The sequence below is a fragment of the Streptomyces sp. NPDC021622 genome (assembly GCF_040640795.1).
Taxonomy (GTDB): domain Bacteria; phylum Actinomycetota; class Actinomycetes; order Streptomycetales; family Streptomycetaceae; genus Streptomyces.
In genome coordinates this window covers 159,471-178,638 of sequence record NZ_JBFACK010000008.1, presented here as the reverse complement: position 1 = coordinate 178,638, position 19,168 = coordinate 159,471, and the positions used below count along the sequence as shown (strand labels likewise).

15 protein-coding genes are annotated in these 19,168 nt (G+C 70.6%); 3 read left to right on the top strand and 12 right to left on the bottom strand.

Annotated features, from left to right (window positions below):
• The first annotated feature begins 3 nt into the window (after positions 1 to 3).
• Positions 4 to 285 (top strand): hypothetical protein, encoded by a 282-nt coding sequence (locus AB0G47_RS18115; protein WP_360770439.1) that lies wholly within the window; start codon positions 4 to 6, stop codon positions 283 to 285.
• 22 nt (positions 286 to 307) lie between these two features.
• On the opposite strand, the gene AB0G47_RS18110 is transcribed toward AB0G47_RS18115, so the two are convergent.
• The 12 genes from AB0G47_RS18110 to rsmI form a co-directional block, all read right to left on the bottom strand.
• Positions 308 to 1,033, bottom strand: coding sequence for a LuxR C-terminal-related transcriptional regulator (locus AB0G47_RS18110; protein ID WP_360770437.1), 726 nt, complete (start codon positions 1,031 to 1,033; stop codon positions 308 to 310).
• A gap of 277 nt (positions 1,034 to 1,310) precedes the next feature.
• Entirely contained in the window at positions 1,311 to 3,149 is a 1,839-nt protein-coding gene (locus tag AB0G47_RS18105; RefSeq protein ID WP_360770434.1) for a PQQ-binding-like beta-propeller repeat protein, read from the bottom strand.
• Between the two features lie 73 nt (positions 3,150 to 3,222).
• A complete protein-coding gene (locus tag AB0G47_RS18100) occupies positions 3,223 to 5,034 on the bottom strand; it encodes a PQQ-binding-like beta-propeller repeat protein (RefSeq protein WP_360770431.1) in 1,812 nt (603 codons plus the stop codon).
• Positions 5,035 to 5,180: 146 nt separating this feature from the next.
• A complete protein-coding gene (locus tag AB0G47_RS18095) occupies positions 5,181 to 6,998 on the bottom strand; it encodes an ABC-F family ATP-binding cassette domain-containing protein (RefSeq protein WP_360770428.1) in 1,818 nt (605 codons plus the stop codon).
• Between the two features lie 55 nt (positions 6,999 to 7,053).
• On the bottom strand, positions 7,054 to 8,028 hold the full coding sequence (locus tag AB0G47_RS18090; RefSeq protein ID WP_360770426.1) for a DUF4328 domain-containing protein: 975 nt from the start codon (positions 8,026 to 8,028) through the stop codon (positions 7,054 to 7,056).
• Between the two features lie 136 nt (positions 8,029 to 8,164).
• Complete coding sequence (locus AB0G47_RS18085; protein WP_360770423.1) at positions 8,165 to 9,547, bottom strand: acyltransferase; 1,383 nt, start codon at positions 9,545 to 9,547, stop codon at positions 8,165 to 8,167.
• 69 nt (positions 9,548 to 9,616) lie between these two features.
• Entirely contained in the window at positions 9,617 to 10,504 is an 888-nt protein-coding gene (locus tag AB0G47_RS18080; protein ID WP_360770420.1) for a 4-(cytidine 5'-diphospho)-2-C-methyl-D-erythritol kinase, read from the bottom strand.
• The gene (gene rsmA, locus AB0G47_RS18075; RefSeq protein ID WP_360770417.1) at positions 10,501 to 11,367 is read right to left on the bottom strand and encodes a 16S rRNA (adenine(1518)-N(6)/adenine(1519)-N(6))-dimethyltransferase RsmA; all 867 of its coding nucleotides are present in this window, start codon (positions 11,365 to 11,367) and stop codon (positions 10,501 to 10,503) included. The genes AB0G47_RS18080 and rsmA overlap by 4 nt, the downstream gene beginning before the upstream one ends.
• A gap of 100 nt (positions 11,368 to 11,467) precedes the next feature.
• Complete coding sequence (locus tag AB0G47_RS18070) at positions 11,468 to 12,727, bottom strand: ubiquitin-like domain-containing protein (protein WP_360770415.1); 1,260 nt, start codon at positions 12,725 to 12,727, stop codon at positions 11,468 to 11,470.
• Between the two features lie 135 nt (positions 12,728 to 12,862).
• Positions 12,863 to 13,747 (bottom strand): TatD family hydrolase, encoded by an 885-nt coding sequence (locus AB0G47_RS18065; RefSeq protein WP_360770412.1) that lies wholly within the window; start codon positions 13,745 to 13,747, stop codon positions 12,863 to 12,865.
• A gap of 41 nt (positions 13,748 to 13,788) precedes the next feature.
• Positions 13,789 to 14,202, bottom strand: coding sequence for a hypothetical protein (locus AB0G47_RS18060; RefSeq protein ID WP_360770409.1), 414 nt, complete (start codon positions 14,200 to 14,202; stop codon positions 13,789 to 13,791).
• Positions 14,203 to 14,578: 376 nt separating this feature from the next.
• The gene (gene rsmI / locus AB0G47_RS18055) at positions 14,579 to 15,463 is read right to left on the bottom strand and encodes a 16S rRNA (cytidine(1402)-2'-O)-methyltransferase (protein ID WP_360770407.1); all 885 of its coding nucleotides are present in this window, start codon (positions 15,461 to 15,463) and stop codon (positions 14,579 to 14,581) included.
• A 72-nt stretch (positions 15,464 to 15,535) separates the two neighbouring features.
• On the opposite strand from rsmI, the gene AB0G47_RS18050 reads away from it, so the two are divergent.
• Both AB0G47_RS18050 and AB0G47_RS18045 read left to right on the top strand, forming a co-directional pair.
• Entirely contained in the window at positions 15,536 to 17,281 is a 1,746-nt protein-coding gene (locus tag AB0G47_RS18050; protein ID WP_360770405.1) for a phospholipid carrier-dependent glycosyltransferase, read from the top strand.
• 122 nt (positions 17,282 to 17,403) lie between these two features.
• Positions 17,404 to 19,035: a penicillin-binding transpeptidase domain-containing protein gene (locus AB0G47_RS18045; RefSeq protein WP_360770403.1), complete on the top strand. Its 1,632-nt coding sequence runs from the start codon at positions 17,404 to 17,406 to the stop codon at positions 19,033 to 19,035.
• Positions 19,036 to 19,168 lie beyond the last annotated feature (133 nt).

The following is a 19,168-nucleotide window of genomic DNA, read 5'->3' as shown; positions in this document are numbered from 1 at the left end:
ATCATGTCTGAACTGCAGAACGAAGTCTCCGAGCTGGAGCGCAAGTCCGCCACGGCGGCCCGTCTCTTCGACATCCGGCGCATCATCGGCGGCCTGTTCGTCGTGTACGGCGTCATCGTGACGATCGCCGGGATATCACCGTCCGACGCCGACATGGACAAGGCCGAGGGCATCAGCATCAACCTGTGGACGGGCCTGGCCATGCTGGCGCTCGGGCTCTTCTTCCTCGGCTGGCTCTGGCTGCGCCCCGCGGTGCATCCCGCCCAGGAGCCGGAGGACGAGTAACACCCCTGACCGGGGCCCGGGTTCACTGTGACGGTGACTCGGGCTCCGTCGGCTTCTCCACATCGTCGGCGTAGGCCGACACCGGCCGTTCCGCGCGGTCGAGGAGGCCGGTCCGCGCGGCGAGCGCCGCGGCCTCAAGACGTGACCCGACGCCCAGTTTCATCAGGACCCGCTGCACATGCGTCCGCGCGGTGCTCGGCGCGATGCCCATCCCGGCGGCGATCAGGCGGGTGTCCTCGCCGTCCGCGACCCGCACCAGGACCTCGACCTCGCGCGGCGTCAGCATCTGAAGCAGGCGCTGCCCCTCGTCGTCGGGCTGCGCCGCCGGATTGAGCAGCTCGCTGAAGGCGCCCTGGAGCAGCTGCGGCGCGACGGCCGCCTCGCCCGCTCTCGCCTTCATGATGGCCCGTTCGACGCCCTCGATGCGCTCGTCATGACGTACGTAACCGGAGGCGCCCGCGGCGAACGCCGCCGCGATGCCGCGCGGGCTCGGCACCGGGCCGAGCACCACCACCGCGACCTGCGGACGCTCCCGCTTGATCTTCACCACCGGGTCGAACATGCCGGCCTCCGCGGGCGTCGCCGTGCCGAGGAGGCAGACCTCTGGGGCCCGGCTGATGACCAGTTCCGCCGCGCCGGCGGCGGGCGCCGCCGCGGCGAGCACCCGGTGCCCGCGCAGTTTCAGCGCCGAGGCGAGCGCCTCGGCGAGCAGTCGGTGATCGTCGACCACCATGAGCCGCACACCCATAGAGCAACCCCCCACTTATCCCCACTGATCCCCCACGGATCGAGAGCCCCCCGGCCCCGCACCCACTCATCCCCCGGAAGCTACACGCTTGTTCGACGTTGCGCGCCCCCTACCGGCGAGAAGCGGCCCGGAATGCGGAAATCCCGGCCATGAGTGGGTGATTCGGGGTACGTGCGTACGGAAGCCGCGCACGGGAATACGGAACGGCCCCGCTCCACAAGGGGAACGGGGCCGTCCGGTGTCACACGCGCGGCGCGGGCCTGCGGATCCGGTCCGCCTACTCGGCGACGAAGCCGAGCGCCGTGTACTCCTTCTCGTCCTTCGAGTACGGCTTGCTGATCAGTTCCTTGCCGAGGAACAACTTGCCGTCGCCGTAAAGGAGTTCGTTCGACTTCGGGACCATGCTGCTGATCGCGCTGCCGACGGCCTCGGCCGCCGGGGTCTCCAGGAGCTTGGTCTCCTTCATCGTCTTGCCGTCGATGGAGACGACCTGGGAGCCCTTGTTGTAGCCGCCGTCCTTGTACGCCAGGATGTTGCCGCCGTCCATCCGGATCGGGAACATCTCGCCGTCCTCGCCCGCGTCGGCGCGGTCGCCGGTGGTCTTGCCGGTGGCCAGAGAGAAGGCGATGATCTCGTTGGTCTGGCTGTAGCCGTCACCGCCGCCGTCGTGCTGGCGGGTCGGGACGTACAGCTTGTCGTTGCCGACGGCGATCGAGGTGCAGTCGTGTACGACGTTGACCTCGCAGTTGTGGTCGTACTTGCCGTCGGGCAGCGAGATCTTGGCGCGCAGCTTGCCTCCGTCGTCGAGCGAGAAGACGTCCGTGGCACCGCTGGAGGTGATCTCCTGGGTGTCCTGGCCGTAGACCACCGGGTTCGTCGAGATGATCTTGGCGTTGTCGACGCCCGGCGTCACCGGGTAGGTCCACTCGGCATCGCCGGACTTCGAGTTGAGCAGCTCGATGCTCAGCTTCTCGTCGTCGTAGTCACCGCACTTGCGCACCGCGACCAGCTGCTCGCCGCCCGCGTAGCCCTCGTCCTGGCACTTGCTGCCCACCTCCGGCTCCCACAGGTGGTCGCCGTTCGCGGCGCCGAAGGCCGCGCCGCCCGCGCTGGTGCCGACCGCGACGGTGCTGCCGCTGATGGTGAGCTCCTCGACGCGCGCCGCCGAGCTGCCCTCCTTGACCTCCTCCGTCCAGAGCAGCTCGCCGTTCTTCAGGTCGATCCCGGAGATCTGCGAGCAGGTCTCGTGGTCGCCCGACTTGTTCCGCTTGGCCTCTTCGTACGCGACGGCGGCGACGCCGTCCTTGGTGATCTCGGGCGAGGCGGCGCACGTCTGGCCCTTGAGCGGACGCGTCCACAGCTCCTTGCCGGTGGCCGAGTCATAGCCGACGATCTTGTTGACGCCCGCCTTGGCGTAGACGCCTTCGGTGAGCCAGGAGCCCTTGATGCTCCAGACGTCGTCCTTGGGCACCTCGGGCTGCGGGAGCTGCATGACGATCTTGCCCGCGGTGTTGGCCGGGACCTTCTCCTTGCCCGGGCCGCCCTGGGCCGAGCCGCCGCCGCCCTTCTTCTCCCCGTCGCCGCCCTTGCCGCCGGACGAGCCCTCGGAGCTGGCCTCGGTGTCGTCCTTGCCGGACGTCGTGGCGTAGAAGACACCGCCGCCGACGATCAGGGCGATCGCGACCACCGCGCCGATGATGATCTTCATCTGGCCGCTGAGCCCGCCACCGCCGGACCCGCCGGGAGAGCCCGGCTGCGGGGCCATCGGCATGGTCGGGGGCTGCTGCTGGTAGGCGCCGTACGGAGGCTGCTGGCCGTACGGCTGACCCGGCTGGCCGGGCTGCCCCGGGTAGCCGTAGCCCTGGGGCTGGCCGGGGGGCGGGGTGCCGGGGGCCTGCGGGTAGCCGTAGTTGGGCTGGCCCTGCGGCGGCTGGCCCTGCGGCGGCGGGGGCGGCGTCGGCGGCTGGGCGGGCGGCGGGGTGCCGGGCGCCTGCGGGTAGCCGTAACCCGGGTTCGGGTTCGGCTCGGGGGCCTTGCCGAAACCGGCGGGCGGCGGGTCCTGGGGGGCGCCGAACCCGCCCTGCGGGGGCTCGTTGGGCGGTGGGGGCTGCGTCATGACGTCTTTTCCTTGAGGCGAGAAGCTTGCGGCGTGAGGCGTGGGCGGGAGGATGACCGGACGGCGGAGAGGACTACTTTCCGTAGGCCAGCATCAGCTTCTCCTGGCCCTGAGTGCTGCCCGAGAGCCGCGTGGTGGAGATGTAGAAGCGTCCGTCCACGTAGTCGACGTCCTTCGAGAAGAAGCCGTTCTCGATCTCCGAGGTCCCTTCCGGGTTCTTCAGGAGCGTCTTGGGCGTGTGCGAGCCCGACGTCGAGATCGAGACGATCTGACCACCGGCGTCGTACGACGGGTTGACGTAGGCGATGAGCGAACCGCCCTCGGCCTTCATCGGCAGCATCGATTCCTCCAGCGGAGACTTCGTGCGCCAGGCCTCCTTGCCGGTGGAGAGGCTGATCGCGACGACCTCGTTGGCACCGGAGCTCGCCTCGGTCGGCAGGTAGAGGTTCTTGTCGTCGACCGTCGCGCCCAGGCAGCCCTGCAGGCTGCCGCCGAGGAACGTCGAACCGCCGCACTCCGGTGCGAACTTCTCGTCGACGCTGACCTCAGAGCGGGTTTCGCTGCTGTTGGGCTTCAGCGTGGTGATGTTCCACTGCTTCTTGTCCTCGTTGGAGAGGTAGACGACCGTGGGGCTCTCGGAGTAGATCCGGCCGACCTTCCAGCCCTTGGGGAACTTCTTCGTCCAGACGGCCTTGCCGGTCTTCGGGTCGATCTGCTGCAGCTCGTCGTGCTCCGTGTCGGAGCCGGCGCCGCAGGACAGGGCGCGGAGCATCTTCTTGCCGCCGGCGAAGCCGCTCGGGAAGCAGGTGCCCTCGTCCTTCTTGTCGGAGACGAAGAGCTTCTTGCCGTCGCTCATCCGCAGGGCCGTGCCGGACTGGGAGCGGCCGACCATCAGCGTGTCACCGGTGATGGAGAGGTCGGCGTTGCTGGCGAAGTCGAAGAGACCTTCCTCCTCGACCGGCTTCTGCCAGCCCTTGTCACCCGTCTTCAGGTCGACGACCTGCATCTGGCTGCACTTGGCGTTGTCCTTGATCCCGTCCTTGTACGCGACGACGATCTTGCCGTCGGCCGTGGGCGTCGGGGTCGTGCCACAGATCTTCTGCGGGAACTTGATCGTGGGCCACGCGGCCTTGCCCGTCTCGACGTTGTAGGCGTTGAGCTCCTTGAACGCGGCCTTGACGGCGATGTCGTCCTTGACCCACATGCCGTTGGCGTCGGCGCCCGAACCGGGCACCTTGGGCGCTTCCTTGTACCAGAGCACCTTCGACTCGCCGGGCTGGCGGCCCGCGTTGAGGTCTTCCTGCTCCTCGCCGCCGTCGCCGTCGCCGGTGCCGGGGTTGACGGGGGCCGAGCCGGTGGGCTTGGGGTCGTCGCTCTTGCCGGCCGTCGGCTTCTTCTTCTTGCCGTCGTCGTCACCGCCGACAACCGCCCAGGCGACACCGCCGATGACGAGCGCCGCGGCGGCAACTGCGGCCACGATCAGACCCGGCTTGCCCTTGAAGGGGTTCTTGCTTCCGCCGTCGGGCGGGGTGCCGGGAGCACCCGGGGCGCCGGGGAACTGCGGCTGCGTCTGCGGGTATCCGTAGGGGCCCGACTGCTGCGGCGGGCTGTAGGGGCCCGGCTGCGTGGGCTGGCCGTAAGGGCCCGGCTGGTTGTACGGTCCGGGCTGGCCGGGCTGTTGCGGATAGCCGTAGCCGGGCTGGGTCGCGGGCGGCGTCTGCGGATAGCCGTAACCGGGCTGCCCCGCGGGCGGAGTCGGCGGGGCCTGCGGCGGCTGGCCGGGCGCCTGCGGCGGCTGGCCCGGTGGCTGCGGAGCGGCTCCCTGCTGCGGATCCTGCGGAGCTCCGAAACCGCCGGACGGCGGCTGGTTGGGCGGCTGAGTCATCAGCGCTTCCCCCTTCACTGATTTTTCGGCACGCCAAGTGGTGCTCAGGCCGACCTTTCTATCACCCTGCACCACTAGCACACCTGACCGGTCCGCCCCCTGTTCCCAAGGGAGGACCGGCCCGTGATGCGTCTGTTACGAGACCTCTACGCGTCCTCCGCCAGCTCGAGCCAGCGCATCTCCAACTCGTCGCGCTCGCCGATGAGTTCACGAAGCTGGGCGTCCAGTTCAGCCACCTTTTCGAAGTTCGTGGCGTTATCTGCGATCTGCGCGTGCAGCCAAGTCTCCTTCGTGGACATCTTGTCCAGCTGCCGCTCGATCTTCTGGAGTTCCTTCTTGGCGGCGCGGGCGTCCGCGGAGGAGACGGTCTTCTGCGCGGCGGCCGGTGCGGCGGACGCGGCGGCGGGGGCCGCGGGGACGGCGGCGTCCGCCATCCGCTTGCGGCGCTCCAGATACTCGTCGATGCCGCGCGGCAGCATCCGCATCGTGGCGTCACCCAGAAGTGCGAACACCTTGTCGGTGGTGCGCTCCAGGAAGAACCGGTCGTGGGAGATCACGACCATCGACCCCGGCCACCCGTCGAGAACATCCTCAAGCTGAGTCAGCGTCTCGATGTCGAGGTCGTTGGTCGGCTCGTCGAGGAAGAGGACGTTCGGCTCGTCCATCAGGAGGCGAAGCAGCTGAAGCCTGCGCCGCTCGCCACCGGACAGATCACCGACCGGCGTCCACTGCTTCTCCTTGTTGAAGCCGAACGTCTCGCAGAGCTGCCCCGCGGTCATCTCCCGGCCCTTGCCGAGGTCGACGCGCTCGCGCACCTGCTGCACGGCCTGAAGGACCCGCAGCGTCGGGCTGAGCTCGGCCACCTCCTGTGAGAGATAGGCCAGCTTCACGGTCTTGCCGACCACGACCCGGCCGCCCTCGGGCTGCACATCGCCGTCGGAGGTCGAGGCCTGGGCCATCGCCCGCAGCAGCGAGGTCTTGCCCGCGCCGTTCACGCCGACCAGACCGATACGGTCGCCCGGACCGAGCTGCCAGGTCAGATGCTTCAGCAGCACCTTCGGCCCGGCCTGGACGGTCACGTCCTCCAGGTCGAAGACGGTCTTGCCGAGCCGCGTCGTCGCGAACTTCATCAGCTCGCTGGTGTCGCGCGGCGGCGGCACATCGGCGATCAGCTCATTGGCGGCCTCGATGCGGAACCGCGGCTTGCTGGTGCGGGCGGGCGCCCCGCGCCGCAGCCAGGCCAGCTCCTTGCGCATCAGGTTCTTCCGCTTGGTCTCCTCGGTGGCCGCGATGCGCTCACGCTCGGCACGCGCGAAGACATAGTCGGAGTACCCGCCCTCGTACTCATAGACGGACCCGCTCTGTACGTCCCACATGCGCGTGCACACCTGGTCGAGGAACCAGCGGTCGTGCGTGACGCAGACGAGCGCCGAGCGCCGCGTCCGCAGATGCTCGGCGAGCCAGGCGATGCCCTCGACGTCCAGGTGGTTGGTCGGCTCGTCGAGCACGATCAGGTCGGGCTCGCCGATGAGCAGCTTCGCGAGCGCGATGCGCCGCCGCTCGCCACCGGAGAGCGGCCCGATGACGGTGTCGAGCCCCTGCGGGAAGCCAGGCATCTCAAGGCCGCCGAAGAGGCCGGTCAGTACGTCACGGATCTTGGCGTTGCCCGCCCACTCGTGATCGGCGAGGTCACCGATGACCTCGTGCCGCACGGTGGCCTCGGGGTCCAGCGAGTCGTGCTGGGTCAGCACGCCCAGCTGAAGCCCGCCGTTGTGCGTGACCCGCCCGGTGTCGGCCTCCTCCAGCTTGGCGAGCATCCGGATGAGGGTCGTCTTCCCGTCTCCGTTGCGCCCCACGACGCCGATCCGGTCCCCCTCGGACACGCCGAGGGAGACACCGTCGAGCAGGGCACGGGTGCCGTACACCTTGCTGACTGCCTCGACATTGACCAGATTGACGGCCATTAACGCTCCAGGTAAGGGGGATCGATCGATCTCCCAGCGTAGTCGGAGACAGCGGCTACCAGCCCGGCGGCCGGTGCGGAGGCATCGGCGTACCCGGCATTCCGGGGCGGGCGAATCCCAGCCGTACGTCCTGCGCGGTGCTGATCAGGCGGACCGCCATGAGGCCGCAGATCCCGGCGGCGATCAGGGTCAGGTCGGAGAGGACGAACATCAGCACGGCGGTCCTTGCCTGCCCGACATCGCCGTCGTCCGCGGCGGAGAGCAGCATCCAGCCGAGCGCGCTGGTGACGCTGGACGCGACCCAGGTGATCCACCAGGCGGTGACGGTGCCGTTTCCGGGTCGATAGGGCTGCGGGCCGTAGCCGTACGGTCCCGCCGGCGGATGCGGCGTGCCCGGCGGCTCGCTCGCCGCGATGATGTCGTCGGTGATCTGCTTGGGGATCCACCAGTTGGCCACCGGGATGAACCACGCGCCGATCGCCATGCCGGGCGACTGCCGGTGCCGTCCCGGCGCGAGCACCTCCGCGTTCATCCGCACCCGGTGGAACCAGGTCAGGAAGACGGGGATGGCGGCGAGGAAGCCGATGCCGAGCAGGATGACGGTGACGCCCCAGAACTCCCCGAAGTCGTCGTCGTAGTAGAGCAGCCAGGCGCGGCCGAGGTCCCCGTAGAGATCGAAGTCGGCGACGAGCCGCAGCAGGGCGAGCCCCGCGACACCGCCGAGAAGTATCGAGGCGGCGGTACCGAGGCCTCCGGCCGGGGTGGGACGGGGCGGGATCGGGACGTAGTAGCCGGGGTACGGGGTGCCGGGCGGAGGCGGGTATCCGGGGTGGCCCGGGTGGCTTCCGGGCGGGCCGGGCGGTGCGGCCGGCGGGGGTGGGGATGCGGCGGGCGGGGGCGGAGTGGCGGCGGCCGGGGTTTCCGGGACCGTGTCCGGCGCTTCCCACGGTTTACGCGCCGGGGCTCCATCGCACTGCGGGCAGCGCCCGTCGGTGCCAAGCGGTGTCGTTTGGCAGCGCGTGCAGTTCATTTCCCCCGCCCCCCGATCTCAACTCGGCTGTGCGGAACGGGTGTTCCGTGCGCTCGTCGAGCGATCAGGTTAGGCGATCAGCGCCGTGAGATTTAGCCCGTCCGGCGTTTGAGGACGAACTCGGCGGAGCCGGTGATCAGCGGTCACCCCGGCCGGCGGAGCCGGAAAGTTCGGGAAGGGGCGGGGTAGGGGAAAGAGAACGCCCCGCCCGCTCCACCAGCACCCACCCCGCCAACGCCATCCCCACCGCCACCGGCGCCGTCACCCGCACCGCGACCAGCATCGCCGTACGCCCCTCCAGAAGCCCCCCGAAGCCGACCATCGAGAGGCCGAGGACCCCGAAGAGGCACAGCGTGACCCCCACGGCGGCCGCCGGGCCCGAACCCGGGGCCGGGGTCAACTCCCGGGGCGCTCCCGGCCGTTCGAAGCGGCGGAACGCGGCGACCAGGACCCCGGTCAGCACTCCCGCAGCAGCCATCCGCAAAGGAACCTGCGCCCACCACGCCCCCGTCGCCGGCTCCGGCAGCGGCACGTCGAGGGCGAGCAGCATCCCGTACACACCGAGCATCGCCGTGAGATGCCACAGGAAGGCCGTCATGGAGATGCCGTTCGCCGTCACCACGCCCCGCCACACCCGAGGCCGCGCGAGCCACCGCGTCGCGGGCCCCCGCAGCAGCTCCACCGCGCCGACCAGCCACATCCCGTGGCAGAGCAGGGCGAAGGTCGGCGGGGCCATGTTCGAGACGCGCTCGCCGGGCATGCCGACCATGGAGAGCGGATACGGGCCGAAGGCCACAAGCAGCGAGGCGCCCACGAGGCCCGCCCCTGCCAGCGCGGACGGCATCCGCAGCCTCCCGTCCGCCCGCAGGAAACCGAGCTGGTGCACCGCGAGCCAGACGAAGGCGAAGTTCAGGAACTCGACGTACGGCACGCCGAAGGCGAACCGCGCCGCGTCCACCGCGCCCGCGGCGAGCACGAGCCCGCCGAACGCGCCCCACCCGTACCGCTCATGGAGCCTCAGCAGCGGCGGGGTGAACGCGACCATCGCCAGGTAGATGCCGATGAACCACAGCGGCTGGGCGACGAGCCGCAGCGTCACGTCGAGCAACGCCCCGCCTTCGCCGACGAGTTGGAGAAGCAGCGCGGCCGCGCCCCACACACCTATGAACACCATCGTCGGCCGGAGCAGCCGCTGCAGGCGCGCCCGCAGGAACGCCGAGTAGACCGAACCGCCCTCCGGGGCCTTGCGGCTCAGCGAGCGGTACGACAGGGCGTGCGAGAAGCCGCCGACGAAGAAGAACACCGGCATGATCTGCAGCACCCAGGTGAGGATCTGCAGGTCCGGCACCACGGCGAGGAGGTTGCCGACCTCGGTCCCGCCGTCGTCGCCGACGGTCACGGCGGCCATCAGCCAGTGCCCGATGACGACCGTGCCGAGCGAGGCGACCCGCAGCAGGTCGATGTACCGGTCACGCCCGGCGGGCGTCTTCTCGGCCAGTTCGCGAACGCTTGATCCCATACGGGTACGGTCGCGCGCGGCGACCGCCCCGCATCAGGGTGCCCGTACTCAGATCCGCGTCTGAGTACCTCAGACCAGCACGGCACCCTGCGCGGGCGAATCCGCGACCCGCGCCGCCCGGCAGGTGCCGGACGCCAGCAGGGCGTCGGCGACGCGCCGCGCCGCGTCCGCGTCATCGGCGAGGAACGCCGTCGTCGGCCCGGAGCCGGAGACAAGCGCCGCGAGCGCGCCCGCGGCGGTGCCTGCCGCGAGGGTGTCCTTGAGGGACGGGAAGAGCGAAAGGGCCGCGGGCTGAAGGTCGTTGACCATGCTCGCGGCGAGCCCCGCCACATCGCCCGTACGCAGTGCGTCGAGCAGCACCGGGGACGCCTCGGGGTCCGGCGCGACCGGGGTCAGCCGGTCGAACTCGCGGTACACGGCCGGGGTCGAGAGCCCTCCGTCGGCGACGGCGAACACCCAGTGGAAGGCGCCCCCGACCTCGAGCGGCTCCAGCTTCTCCCCGCGCCCCGTCCCGAGCGCCGCCCCGCCCACCAGGCTGAACGGCACGTCGCTGCCCAACTCGGCGCAGATGTCGAGGAGTTCACCCCGCGGGGCACCCGTACCCCACAGCGCGTCGCACGCCACGAGCGCGCCCGCGCCGTCCGCGCTGCCGCCCGCCATGCCGCCGGCGACGGGGATGTCCTTGGCGATGTGGATGTGCACGTCGGGCGCGATCCCGTACCGGGCGGCGAGCAGTTCCGCCGCCCGCGCCGCCAAGTTCGTACGATCCAACGGCACTTGATCGGAGCCGGGGCCCTCGCACGTCACCCGCAGCTCGTCCGCGGGCGTGACCGTGACCTCGTCGTAGAGGCCGACGGCGAGGAAGACATTGGCGAGGTCGTGGAAGCCGTCCGCGCGCGCGGCGCCCACCGCGAGCTGGACGTTGACCTTCGCGGGAACCCGTACGGTCACGCTCACGCGCCGGCCTCCTTGTGCTCGGCGATGCGCGCGAACTCCTCCACCGTGAGCGCCTCGCCGCGCGCCTGCGGGGAGACCCCGGCGGCGACGAGCGCGGCCTCCGCGGCGGCCGCGGAACCGGCCCAGCCGGACAGCGCGGCCCGCAGCGTCTTCCTGCGCTGGGCGAAGGCGGCGTCGACGACGGCGAACACCTCGCGCTTCGATGCCGTGGTCTTGACCGGCTCGGCCCGCCGCACCAGCGAGACGAGCCCGGAGTCGACGTTCGGCGCGGGCCAGAAGACATTGCGGCCGATGGACCCGGCGCGCTTCACGTCGGCGTACCAGTTGGCCTTCACGGACGGCACTCCGTACACCTTCGAGCCGGGGGCGGCGGCGAGGCGGTCGGCGACCTCGGCCTGCACCATGACGAGCGTGCGCTCGATGGTCGGGAAGGTGTCGAGCATGTGCAGCAGTACGGGGACGGCCACGTTGTACGGGAGGTTCGCGACCAGTGCGGTCGGGGCGGGGCCCGGCAGCTCGCGCACCAGCATGGCGTCGCTGTGCACCAGCGCGAAGGAGTTCGCCTTCGCGGGGAGGCGGGCCTCGATGGTGGCGGGCAGGGCGCCGGCCAGGACGTCGTCGATCTCCACCGCGGTGACGTGCGCGGCGGTGTCCAGGAGAGCGAGGGTCAGGGAGCCGAGTCCGGGGCCGACCTCTACGACGTTGTCCTCGGGGCCGACATCCGCGGTGCGGACGATGCGGCGGACGGTGTTGGCGTCGATGACGAAGTTCTGGCCGCGCTGCTTTGTCGGGCGTACGCCCAAAGCTGCGGCCAGCTCGCGGATGTCGGCGGCGCCGAGGAGGCTGCTGGGGTCTGTGCTCACCTTCCCAGGTTACGGGGCCCGCAGCGTCGGGCTGACGAACAGGCCTTTCCCGCCCACCCACCCGATTGCCCTGCGGAACGCCTGCCCACAGCGAGGGTGGCTACAGGCGCGAGCCGCAATGTGGCCACGGGCTCGCCCCGCGCTGGACGTACAGCTTCTTCGCTCGGTACGTCTGTTCCTTCGCCGGAGCGTCCTGAGGGCGGCCCTTGCCGCCGAGGCTCTGCCAGGTCCGGGTGTCGAACTGGTAGAGGCCGCCGTAGTTGCCGGAGCCGTCCACCGCGTTCGGGCGGCCGCCCGACTCGCACTGGGCGAGCCTGCCCCAGTTCAGGCCGTCCGCGCCCGACACCGAGTCCGGCGGCGGCTTGGTGCCGACCTTCACGATCCGTGTCTGGGGCTCGCGCACCACCTCGGACTTCACCCGGCGCGGCTTCTGCTTGACGCCGTTGACGGTCCGCAGGGCGTAGGTGGCCCGCCGGGTGCCCTGATGCCCCGGGCGCTCGACGACCTCCGTACCGCTGAAGAGCGTCGGGTCCTCGGTGCGCTGCACGTCGAAGGGGATCGGCTCCTCGCGCACCTCCTTGCGCCCGGAGATCCGCATCACGGTGATCGTCTGGCCGTCGCGCGGAAAGCTGTCGGGCGCGACGGAGGTGGTGTCCTGGCCGTGCAGGCTGACGCCGGACTCCTCGACCGCCTCGCGCACGGTCGCCGCGTTCGTACGGATGGTGCGCTCGCGCCCGTCCGCCATGACCGTCACGGTGCGCTCGGTCCGTACGTCGAGGTCGAGGCCGCCCCGGTCGATGCGCTTGCTGCGCGATGCCGACAGATAGGAGCCCTCTGCGCGCACGCCGAGCTGGCGCAGCGCGCCGTCCACCGTGCGCGCCGTCGTCCACACCTCGCGCCGCTCGCCGTCGAGGGTGAGCTCGACGGGCCGGCCGTAGCGGATGGCGATCTCGTCGCCGCTGGCCAGGGTGGCGTTCGCGTTCGGCGCCACGATGTCGTGGGCGCCGAAGTCCACGCCCTCGTCCTCCAGGAGCTCGCCCACGTCGTCGGCGAAGGTGTGCAGGGTGCGCGCCTTGCCGTCGACGGTGAGCTGCACGGCCTTGTCGTTGGCGACGAACGCGGAGGTGCCGCCGGCGAGGAAGGCCACCACGAGGGCCTGCGGCAGCAGCCGCCGCAGCGAGTCGGGCAGCTCCGGGCCGCTCTTCCTGCGCCGTGCGGCCCGCCGGGCCTGGGCCCGGCCGCCGACGGGGCGCGGAGAGTCATCGGGGCGCAGGAAGTCATCGGGGCGCGGGGCGTCGACGGGCTCGGGCCCGGTGGACTGCCGGGGGAAGTGAGACGTCCCGTACTGCGCTTGACTCACGACGACGCTCCACGGTTCTGGTCCGGATCGGGCGAGGCGGACAGAACCTAGCGGAGCGATCGTCACTCTCCAAAGCACCATGGCTACGCAGTGTCGCCACACTGCCCTGAACTATGGGGCTTTGGGCGTTATCGATCAGTAATCAAAGGCGCGCGCGGTGTTCGCGGAGATCGCCTCGGCCATGGCGTCCTCGCCGATGCCCCGCACCTCGGCCATGGCCCGCAATGTGACCGGAATGAGATACGGAGCGTTAGGCCGTCCGCGGTAGGGGGCGGGCGTCAGGAACGGGGCGTCGGTCTCCACCAGGACGAGTTCCAGCGGGGCGACGGCCAGGGCGTCCCGCAGACCCTGCGCGTTCTTGAAGGTCATGTTGCCTGCGAAGGACATGAAGTAGCCGTGCTCCGCGCACACTTGGGCCATCTCCGCGTCGCCGGAGTAGCAGTGGAAGACGGTGCGCTCGGGGGCGCCCTCCTCCTTCAGGACGCGCAGCACATCGTCGTGGGCCTCGCGATCGTGGATGACCAGGGCCTTGCCGTGCCGCTTGGCGATCTCGATGTGGGCGCGGAAGGACCGCTCCTGGGCCGCCTTGCCCTCGGGCCCCGTGCGGAAGTAGTCGAGGCCGGTCTCGCCCACGCCCTTGACGTGCTCCAGTGCGGCCAGGCGGTCGATCTCGGCGAGGGCGGCGTCGAGCGCCGCCTCGCCGCCCGCCTCGCGCGCGCCCTGCCGCGACCATCCGTCGGGGTCTCCGTGCACGATGCGGGGCGCCTCGTTGGGGTGCAGGGCGACCGTGGCGTGCACGGCGGCGTATGCGGCGGCCGTCTCGGCGGCCCAGCGCGACCCCGCCACGTCGCAGCCGACCTGCACCACCGTCGTCACGCCGACCGCCGCGGCCTTGGCGAGCCCCTCGTCCACCGTGCCCGACTGCATGTCGAGGTGGGTGTGGGAGTCGGCGACCGGTACCCGCAGCGGTTCGGGCAGCGGCGGCGCGGCGTTCTTGGAGTCGGCGTCGTTGGAAGGCATGCCCCGATCCTACGAAGGGCCCGATCCTGTGCAGCGGGGTGTCATCCCGCCTTGCGGTGGTGGAAGGGGTGAAGGAGCGCCGACAGGTGCCAGTGGTGGTGGTGCTTGGGCTCACCGGCCGCCTCCGCCGCGTCCGGCTCCTCCGGCTCCTTGTGCGCCGCCCTCGGCGCGTGAGACCGCTGGATCAGATCGAGCACCGACGAAACCTGCCCGGCCCGCATGATCCGCACCACATGACCGCCGCAGTTCAGGCAGGTCGGCCTGGACAGCGGCGACGGCACATGCCGGCCGTCCGCCACGTAAAGGACGAACTCCTTGCCCTTGGCGTCGACGTGATGCTCGATCTCGTACGACTGTTCCCAGCCGTGCCCGCAGCGCATGCAGGCGAATGCGTACGACTCGTGGGCAACGCCAGTCGCCGTCGTGTGGTGGCCGGTACCTGCGATCTCACTCATGCCAGCTCCTCTTGTCGGCTGGACACGTCTTGCTGTCCACCTCCAGTGGACACCTGGGAGCGTCGTAACGCACGATCCCTTTGCCGGAAACTGGACGGGATTTTCGGGTTTGCCCGCGCCACTCGACCCGTGCCACCTATATTCGTCGTCACAGCGTGTGAGCCGTAAAGGCACGAAGCGGATTTCCGTGGAGACGGTTTCCATCGGCCGTGACCGCGCTGGAGTCGTCGCGGCCCTGGCTGCGGCGTGGGCCCGTGTCAGCGTGCCCGTACCAGCACCATCGGTAGATGCGACGGCCATGTCACAGCCAGTGGCGATGGGCGAGCGCGATCCCGGCGCGCGAGCGGCCGGGAGGCTGACGATAGTCCTTTGCCCTCTATGGACGGGCAGAGCCCAACTGTGAGGTCTTCTTTGCCGCCACGACGGCATCGAAGACCTCGCGCTTGGGTACCCCCGCCTCGGCGGCGACGGCGGCGATCGCCTCCTTGCGCCGCTCCCCCGCCTCCTCGCGCACCCGCACCCTGCGCACCAGCTCGTCGGGGCCGAGTTCTCCGGGGCTCTTCTCCGGGGCTCCCTCGACGACGACGGTGATCTCACCGCGCACTCCGTCGGCGGCCCACTCCGCGAGCTCCTTCAGCGAACCGCGCTTGACCTCTTCGTACGTCTTGGTCAGCTCGCGGCAGACCGCGGCCCTGCGCTCGTCGCCGAACGCCTCGGCCATCGCGGCCAGGGTGTCGTCGATGCGGTGCGGTGCCTCGAAGTAGACGAGGGTGCGCCGGTCGTCGGCGACCTCCTTCAGGCGCGAGAGGCGCTCGCCCGCCTTGCGCGGCAGGAACCCCTCGAAGCAGAAGCGGTCCACGGGAAGCCCGGAGAGCGCGAGCGCCGTGAGCACGGCGGACGGGCCCGGCACGGCGGTCACCTTGATGTCGCGCTCCACGGCGGCCGCGACCAGGCGGTAGCCGGGGTCGGACACCGAGGGCATCCCGGCGTCGGTCACGAGCAGCACCCGCGCACCGCCCACCAGGGCGTCGACAAGCTCGGGCGTACGGGCGGTCTCATTGCCCTCGAAGTACGAGACGACCCGCCCGCCCACCTGCACGCCGAGCGCCTGGGTGAGCCTGCGCAGGCGCCTGGTGTCCTCGGCGGCGACGACGTCGGCCGACTCCAGCTCGGCGGCGAGCCGCGGCGGCGCGTCCGCCACATCGCCGATGGGCGTGCCTGCCAGCACAAGGGTTCCGGGGGAATCAGCGCTTCCTGTCACGGAACCATCCTCGCAGGGGCCGGGAGGGCCCAGGAGCGGGACTCACACAGCCGGGTTCCCTACGATGGCGCGGTGACCAGTACCGCGTCTTCCCCGGACACCCGCCAGGGCCAGGCAGCCGAGGAGCAGCAGCCGTCGTGGCAGCGCAGGCTGCGCCGCTTCGGCTATGTGGCGCGGCCCAGAGGCAGCGACGACGTCCGGGCCCGCCTCGTCCCCGCGTACACCGAGCCGAGCCCACGGCTGTGGGTGACGCTCGGGGTGCCGAAGGCGACGGCGGAGCTGCTGGTCAAGCGGATGGGCTGGATCGGCCCGCTGCTGATCACGCTGGTCGCGGGCGTCACGCGGTTCTGGAATCTCGGCAGCCCGAAGGCCGTGATATTCGACGAGACGTACTACGCCAAGGACGCCTGGGCGCTGATCCACCGGGGCTTCGAGGTCAACTGGCCCGAGAAGGTCAACGACACCGTGCTCGCGCAGGGCAGCGGCGTCAAGATCCCCACGGACGCCGCGTACGTCGTGCATCCGCCGGTCGGCAAGTACGTCATCGGCATCGGCGAGTGGATGTTCGGCTTCGATCCGTTCGGCTGGCGCTTCATGACGGCGGTGCTCGGCACCCTGTCCGTCCTGATGCTGTGCCGGATCGGGCGGCGGCTCTTCCGCTCCACGTTCCTGGGCTGCCTGGCGGGCGCGCTGCTCGCGGTGGACGGCCTGCACTTCGTGATGAGCCGCACGGCACTGCTCGACCAGGTCCTGATGTTCTTCGTGCTCGCCGCGTTCGGCTGCTTCCTGATCGACCGGGACAAGGCGCGGGAGCGGCTATCGGCCGCGCTGCCGACCGACGAGGACGGTGTCGTACGTCCCGACGCGTACGTAGCGGAAACGGTGCGCCTGGGGTGGCGGCCGTGGCGCTGGGCGGCCGGGCTCTGCCTGGGTCTCGCCTTCGGCACCAAGTGGAACGGCCTGTACATCATGGTCTTCTTCTGCTTGATGACCGTGCTGTGGGACGTCGGCGGCCGCCGGGTCGCCGGGGCGGTGCGCCCCTACCGCGCGGTCCTGAAGCGGGACGTGTTCCCGGCGTTCGTCTCGACGGTGCCGGTCGCGCTCGGCACGTACGTCCTGTCCTGGCTCGGCTGGATCCTCTCCCCGACCGACGGCAGCGGCGGCTACTACCGCAACTGGGCGGCGACGGCCGGCAAGGGCGGCGACTGGACGTGGCTGCCGGACTGGCTGCGCAGCCTGTGGCACTACGAACACGCGGTGTACGAGTTCCACGTGGGGCTCTCGTCGCCGCACACCTACCAGTCCAACCCGTGGAGCTGGATCGTCGACGGCCGCCCCGTCTCCTACTTCTACGAGTCCCCGCTGCCCGGCAAGGAGGGCTGCCCGTCCGACACCGCCGAGAAGTGCGCCCGCGAGGTCCTCGCGCTCGGCACCCCGATGCTGTGGTGGGCGGCGGGCTTCGCGCTGCTCTACGTCCTGTGGCGGTGGGCGTTCCGCAGGGACTGGCGGGCCGGGGCGATCGTGTGCGGGATCGCGGCGGGCTATCTGCCCTGGTTCATGTACCAGGAGCGGACCATCTTCTTCTTCTACGCCGTCGTCTTCGTGCCGTTCCTCTGTCTGGCCGTGGCGATGATGATCGGCGCGATCATCGGTCCCGCGGGCTCCAGTGAACGGCGGCGGGTGGTGGGCGCCGCGAGCGCGGGCGTGCTCGTGCTCCTGATCGTGTGGAACTTCATCTGGTTCTGGCCCATTTACACCGGCCAGGCGATTCCCATCGATTCCTGGCGGGCCAGAATGCTGCTCGACACATGGGTGTAGGGCGCACGTTGGACACCTTCGGATAACAGCCCGCTCATCTGTCACCTCCTCCCCTTAAAGTGGCGAACGACTTTCCGTGTTCATTCGGATACGGGAGGGCTCCTGGGGAGGGGAAGCGCGTCATGCGCAAAGGGGTAAAAGTCGCCCTGGTGGGCGGGGTGTTCGCCGTCATGGTCGGGGGTGCCGGATACGGCGCGTACAACTTGGTGAACGGCGTGACCGGGGGTGGCAGTGCGTCCTCGTCGGGCCCCGAGGCCGTGAAGACGGGGCCGCCCACGGACAAGGAGACCGCGGAGACCGCCGGAAAGTTCCTCGCCGCGTGGGCGAAGGGCGACGCCGATGAGGCCTCCACGTACACGAACAACGCGGAAGTGGCCTCGCTCCTCCTGACCGGCTACCGCGAGGACGCGCACCTGACGAAGGTGAAGCTCACGCCCGGCAAGGCGACCGGAGCGCGGGTGCCGTTCTCGGTCGAGGCGACCGTCTCGTACGAGGGGAAGACCAAGCCTTTCGCGTACGAATCCGAACTCACCGTCGTCCGGGGCGTCACCACCGGCCGTGCGCTCGTCGACTGGGACGCGTCCGTCGTCCACCCGGACCTGGAGGACGGCGACACCCTGCAGACCGGTGAGGCCGCCGCGCCGCCCATCGAGGCGGTCGACCGGCACGGCGAGGTCCTGGACAAGAAGGACCACCCGTCGCTCGGCCCGGTCCTCGACCAGCTGCGGGCGAAGTACGGCGACACGGCGGGCGGCACACCCGGCGTCGAGCTCTACGTCCAGCACGAGACCGAGGAGGAGGGCACCGAGACGCTGCTCACGCTCGCCAAGGGCAAGGCGGGACAGCTGGAGACGACGCTGAGCGCGCCCGCGCAGAAGGCGGCCGAGAAGGCGGTGGCCGCGTACCCGGAGTCGTCGGTGGTCGCCGTGCAGCCGAGCTCCGGCGAGATCCTGGCGGTCGCCAACCACCGGGCGGACCAGTTCAACGCGGCGTTCGAGGGCAAGATGGCCCCCGGCTCCACGATGAAGATCGTCTCGGCGGCGATGCTCATCGACAAGGGCGTGACGAGGGCGAGCGGCCCCGCGCCCTGCCCGAAGACCGCGGTCTGGCAGAGCCACCGCATCGAGAACCTGCCGGGCCTGGCCCCGAACGAGAACGCGACCCTGGCGGACAGCTTCGCGCGCTCCTGCAACACCGCGTTCGTGAAGCTGGTCGACGAGGAGGGCATCACGGACGAGTCCCTCACCGAGGAGGCGCAGAACCGCTTCGGCCTGGGGCTCGACTGGAAGGCCGGCGTCCGGACGGTCGACGGCACGGTCCCGGCCTCCCCGGGACCCGACCGCGCGTCGAACATGATCGGCCAGGGCCAGGTGCAGCTGAACCCGCTCAACCTCGCCTCGGTCACGGCGACGGCGATCACGGGCACCTTCCGGCAGCCGGTCGTCGTCGCCCAGGGCATGGACGACCGCGAACTTGCGCGGGCGGACGGCCTGCCCGCGTCCACCGTCCAGCAGCTGCGGCAGATGATGAACCGCACGGCGGTCAGCGGCAGCGGCGCCCGCGCCATGTCGAAGCTCAGCGGGAACATCGGCGCGAAGACAGGATCGGCGGAGGTCGACGGCCAGGCGAAGCCCAACAGCTGGTTCACCGGCTACCGGGGCGACGTGGCGGCCGCCGCGGTGGCCGAGGAGGGCGGCCACGGCGGCGACACGGCGGGGCCGATCGTGGCGGCGGTGCTTGCCGCGGGCAGCTGAGAGACGCGTGGTCGGGGGCTTCATGAAAGCCCCCTAGTGTGGGGCCGTCCGGTGCGGAGCTCGGACGCTCTGGGGATCTGCGGAGGGGTTTGTGGGCAAGCGAGGGCGCGCCAGCGAGCGCAAGGGCATCAAC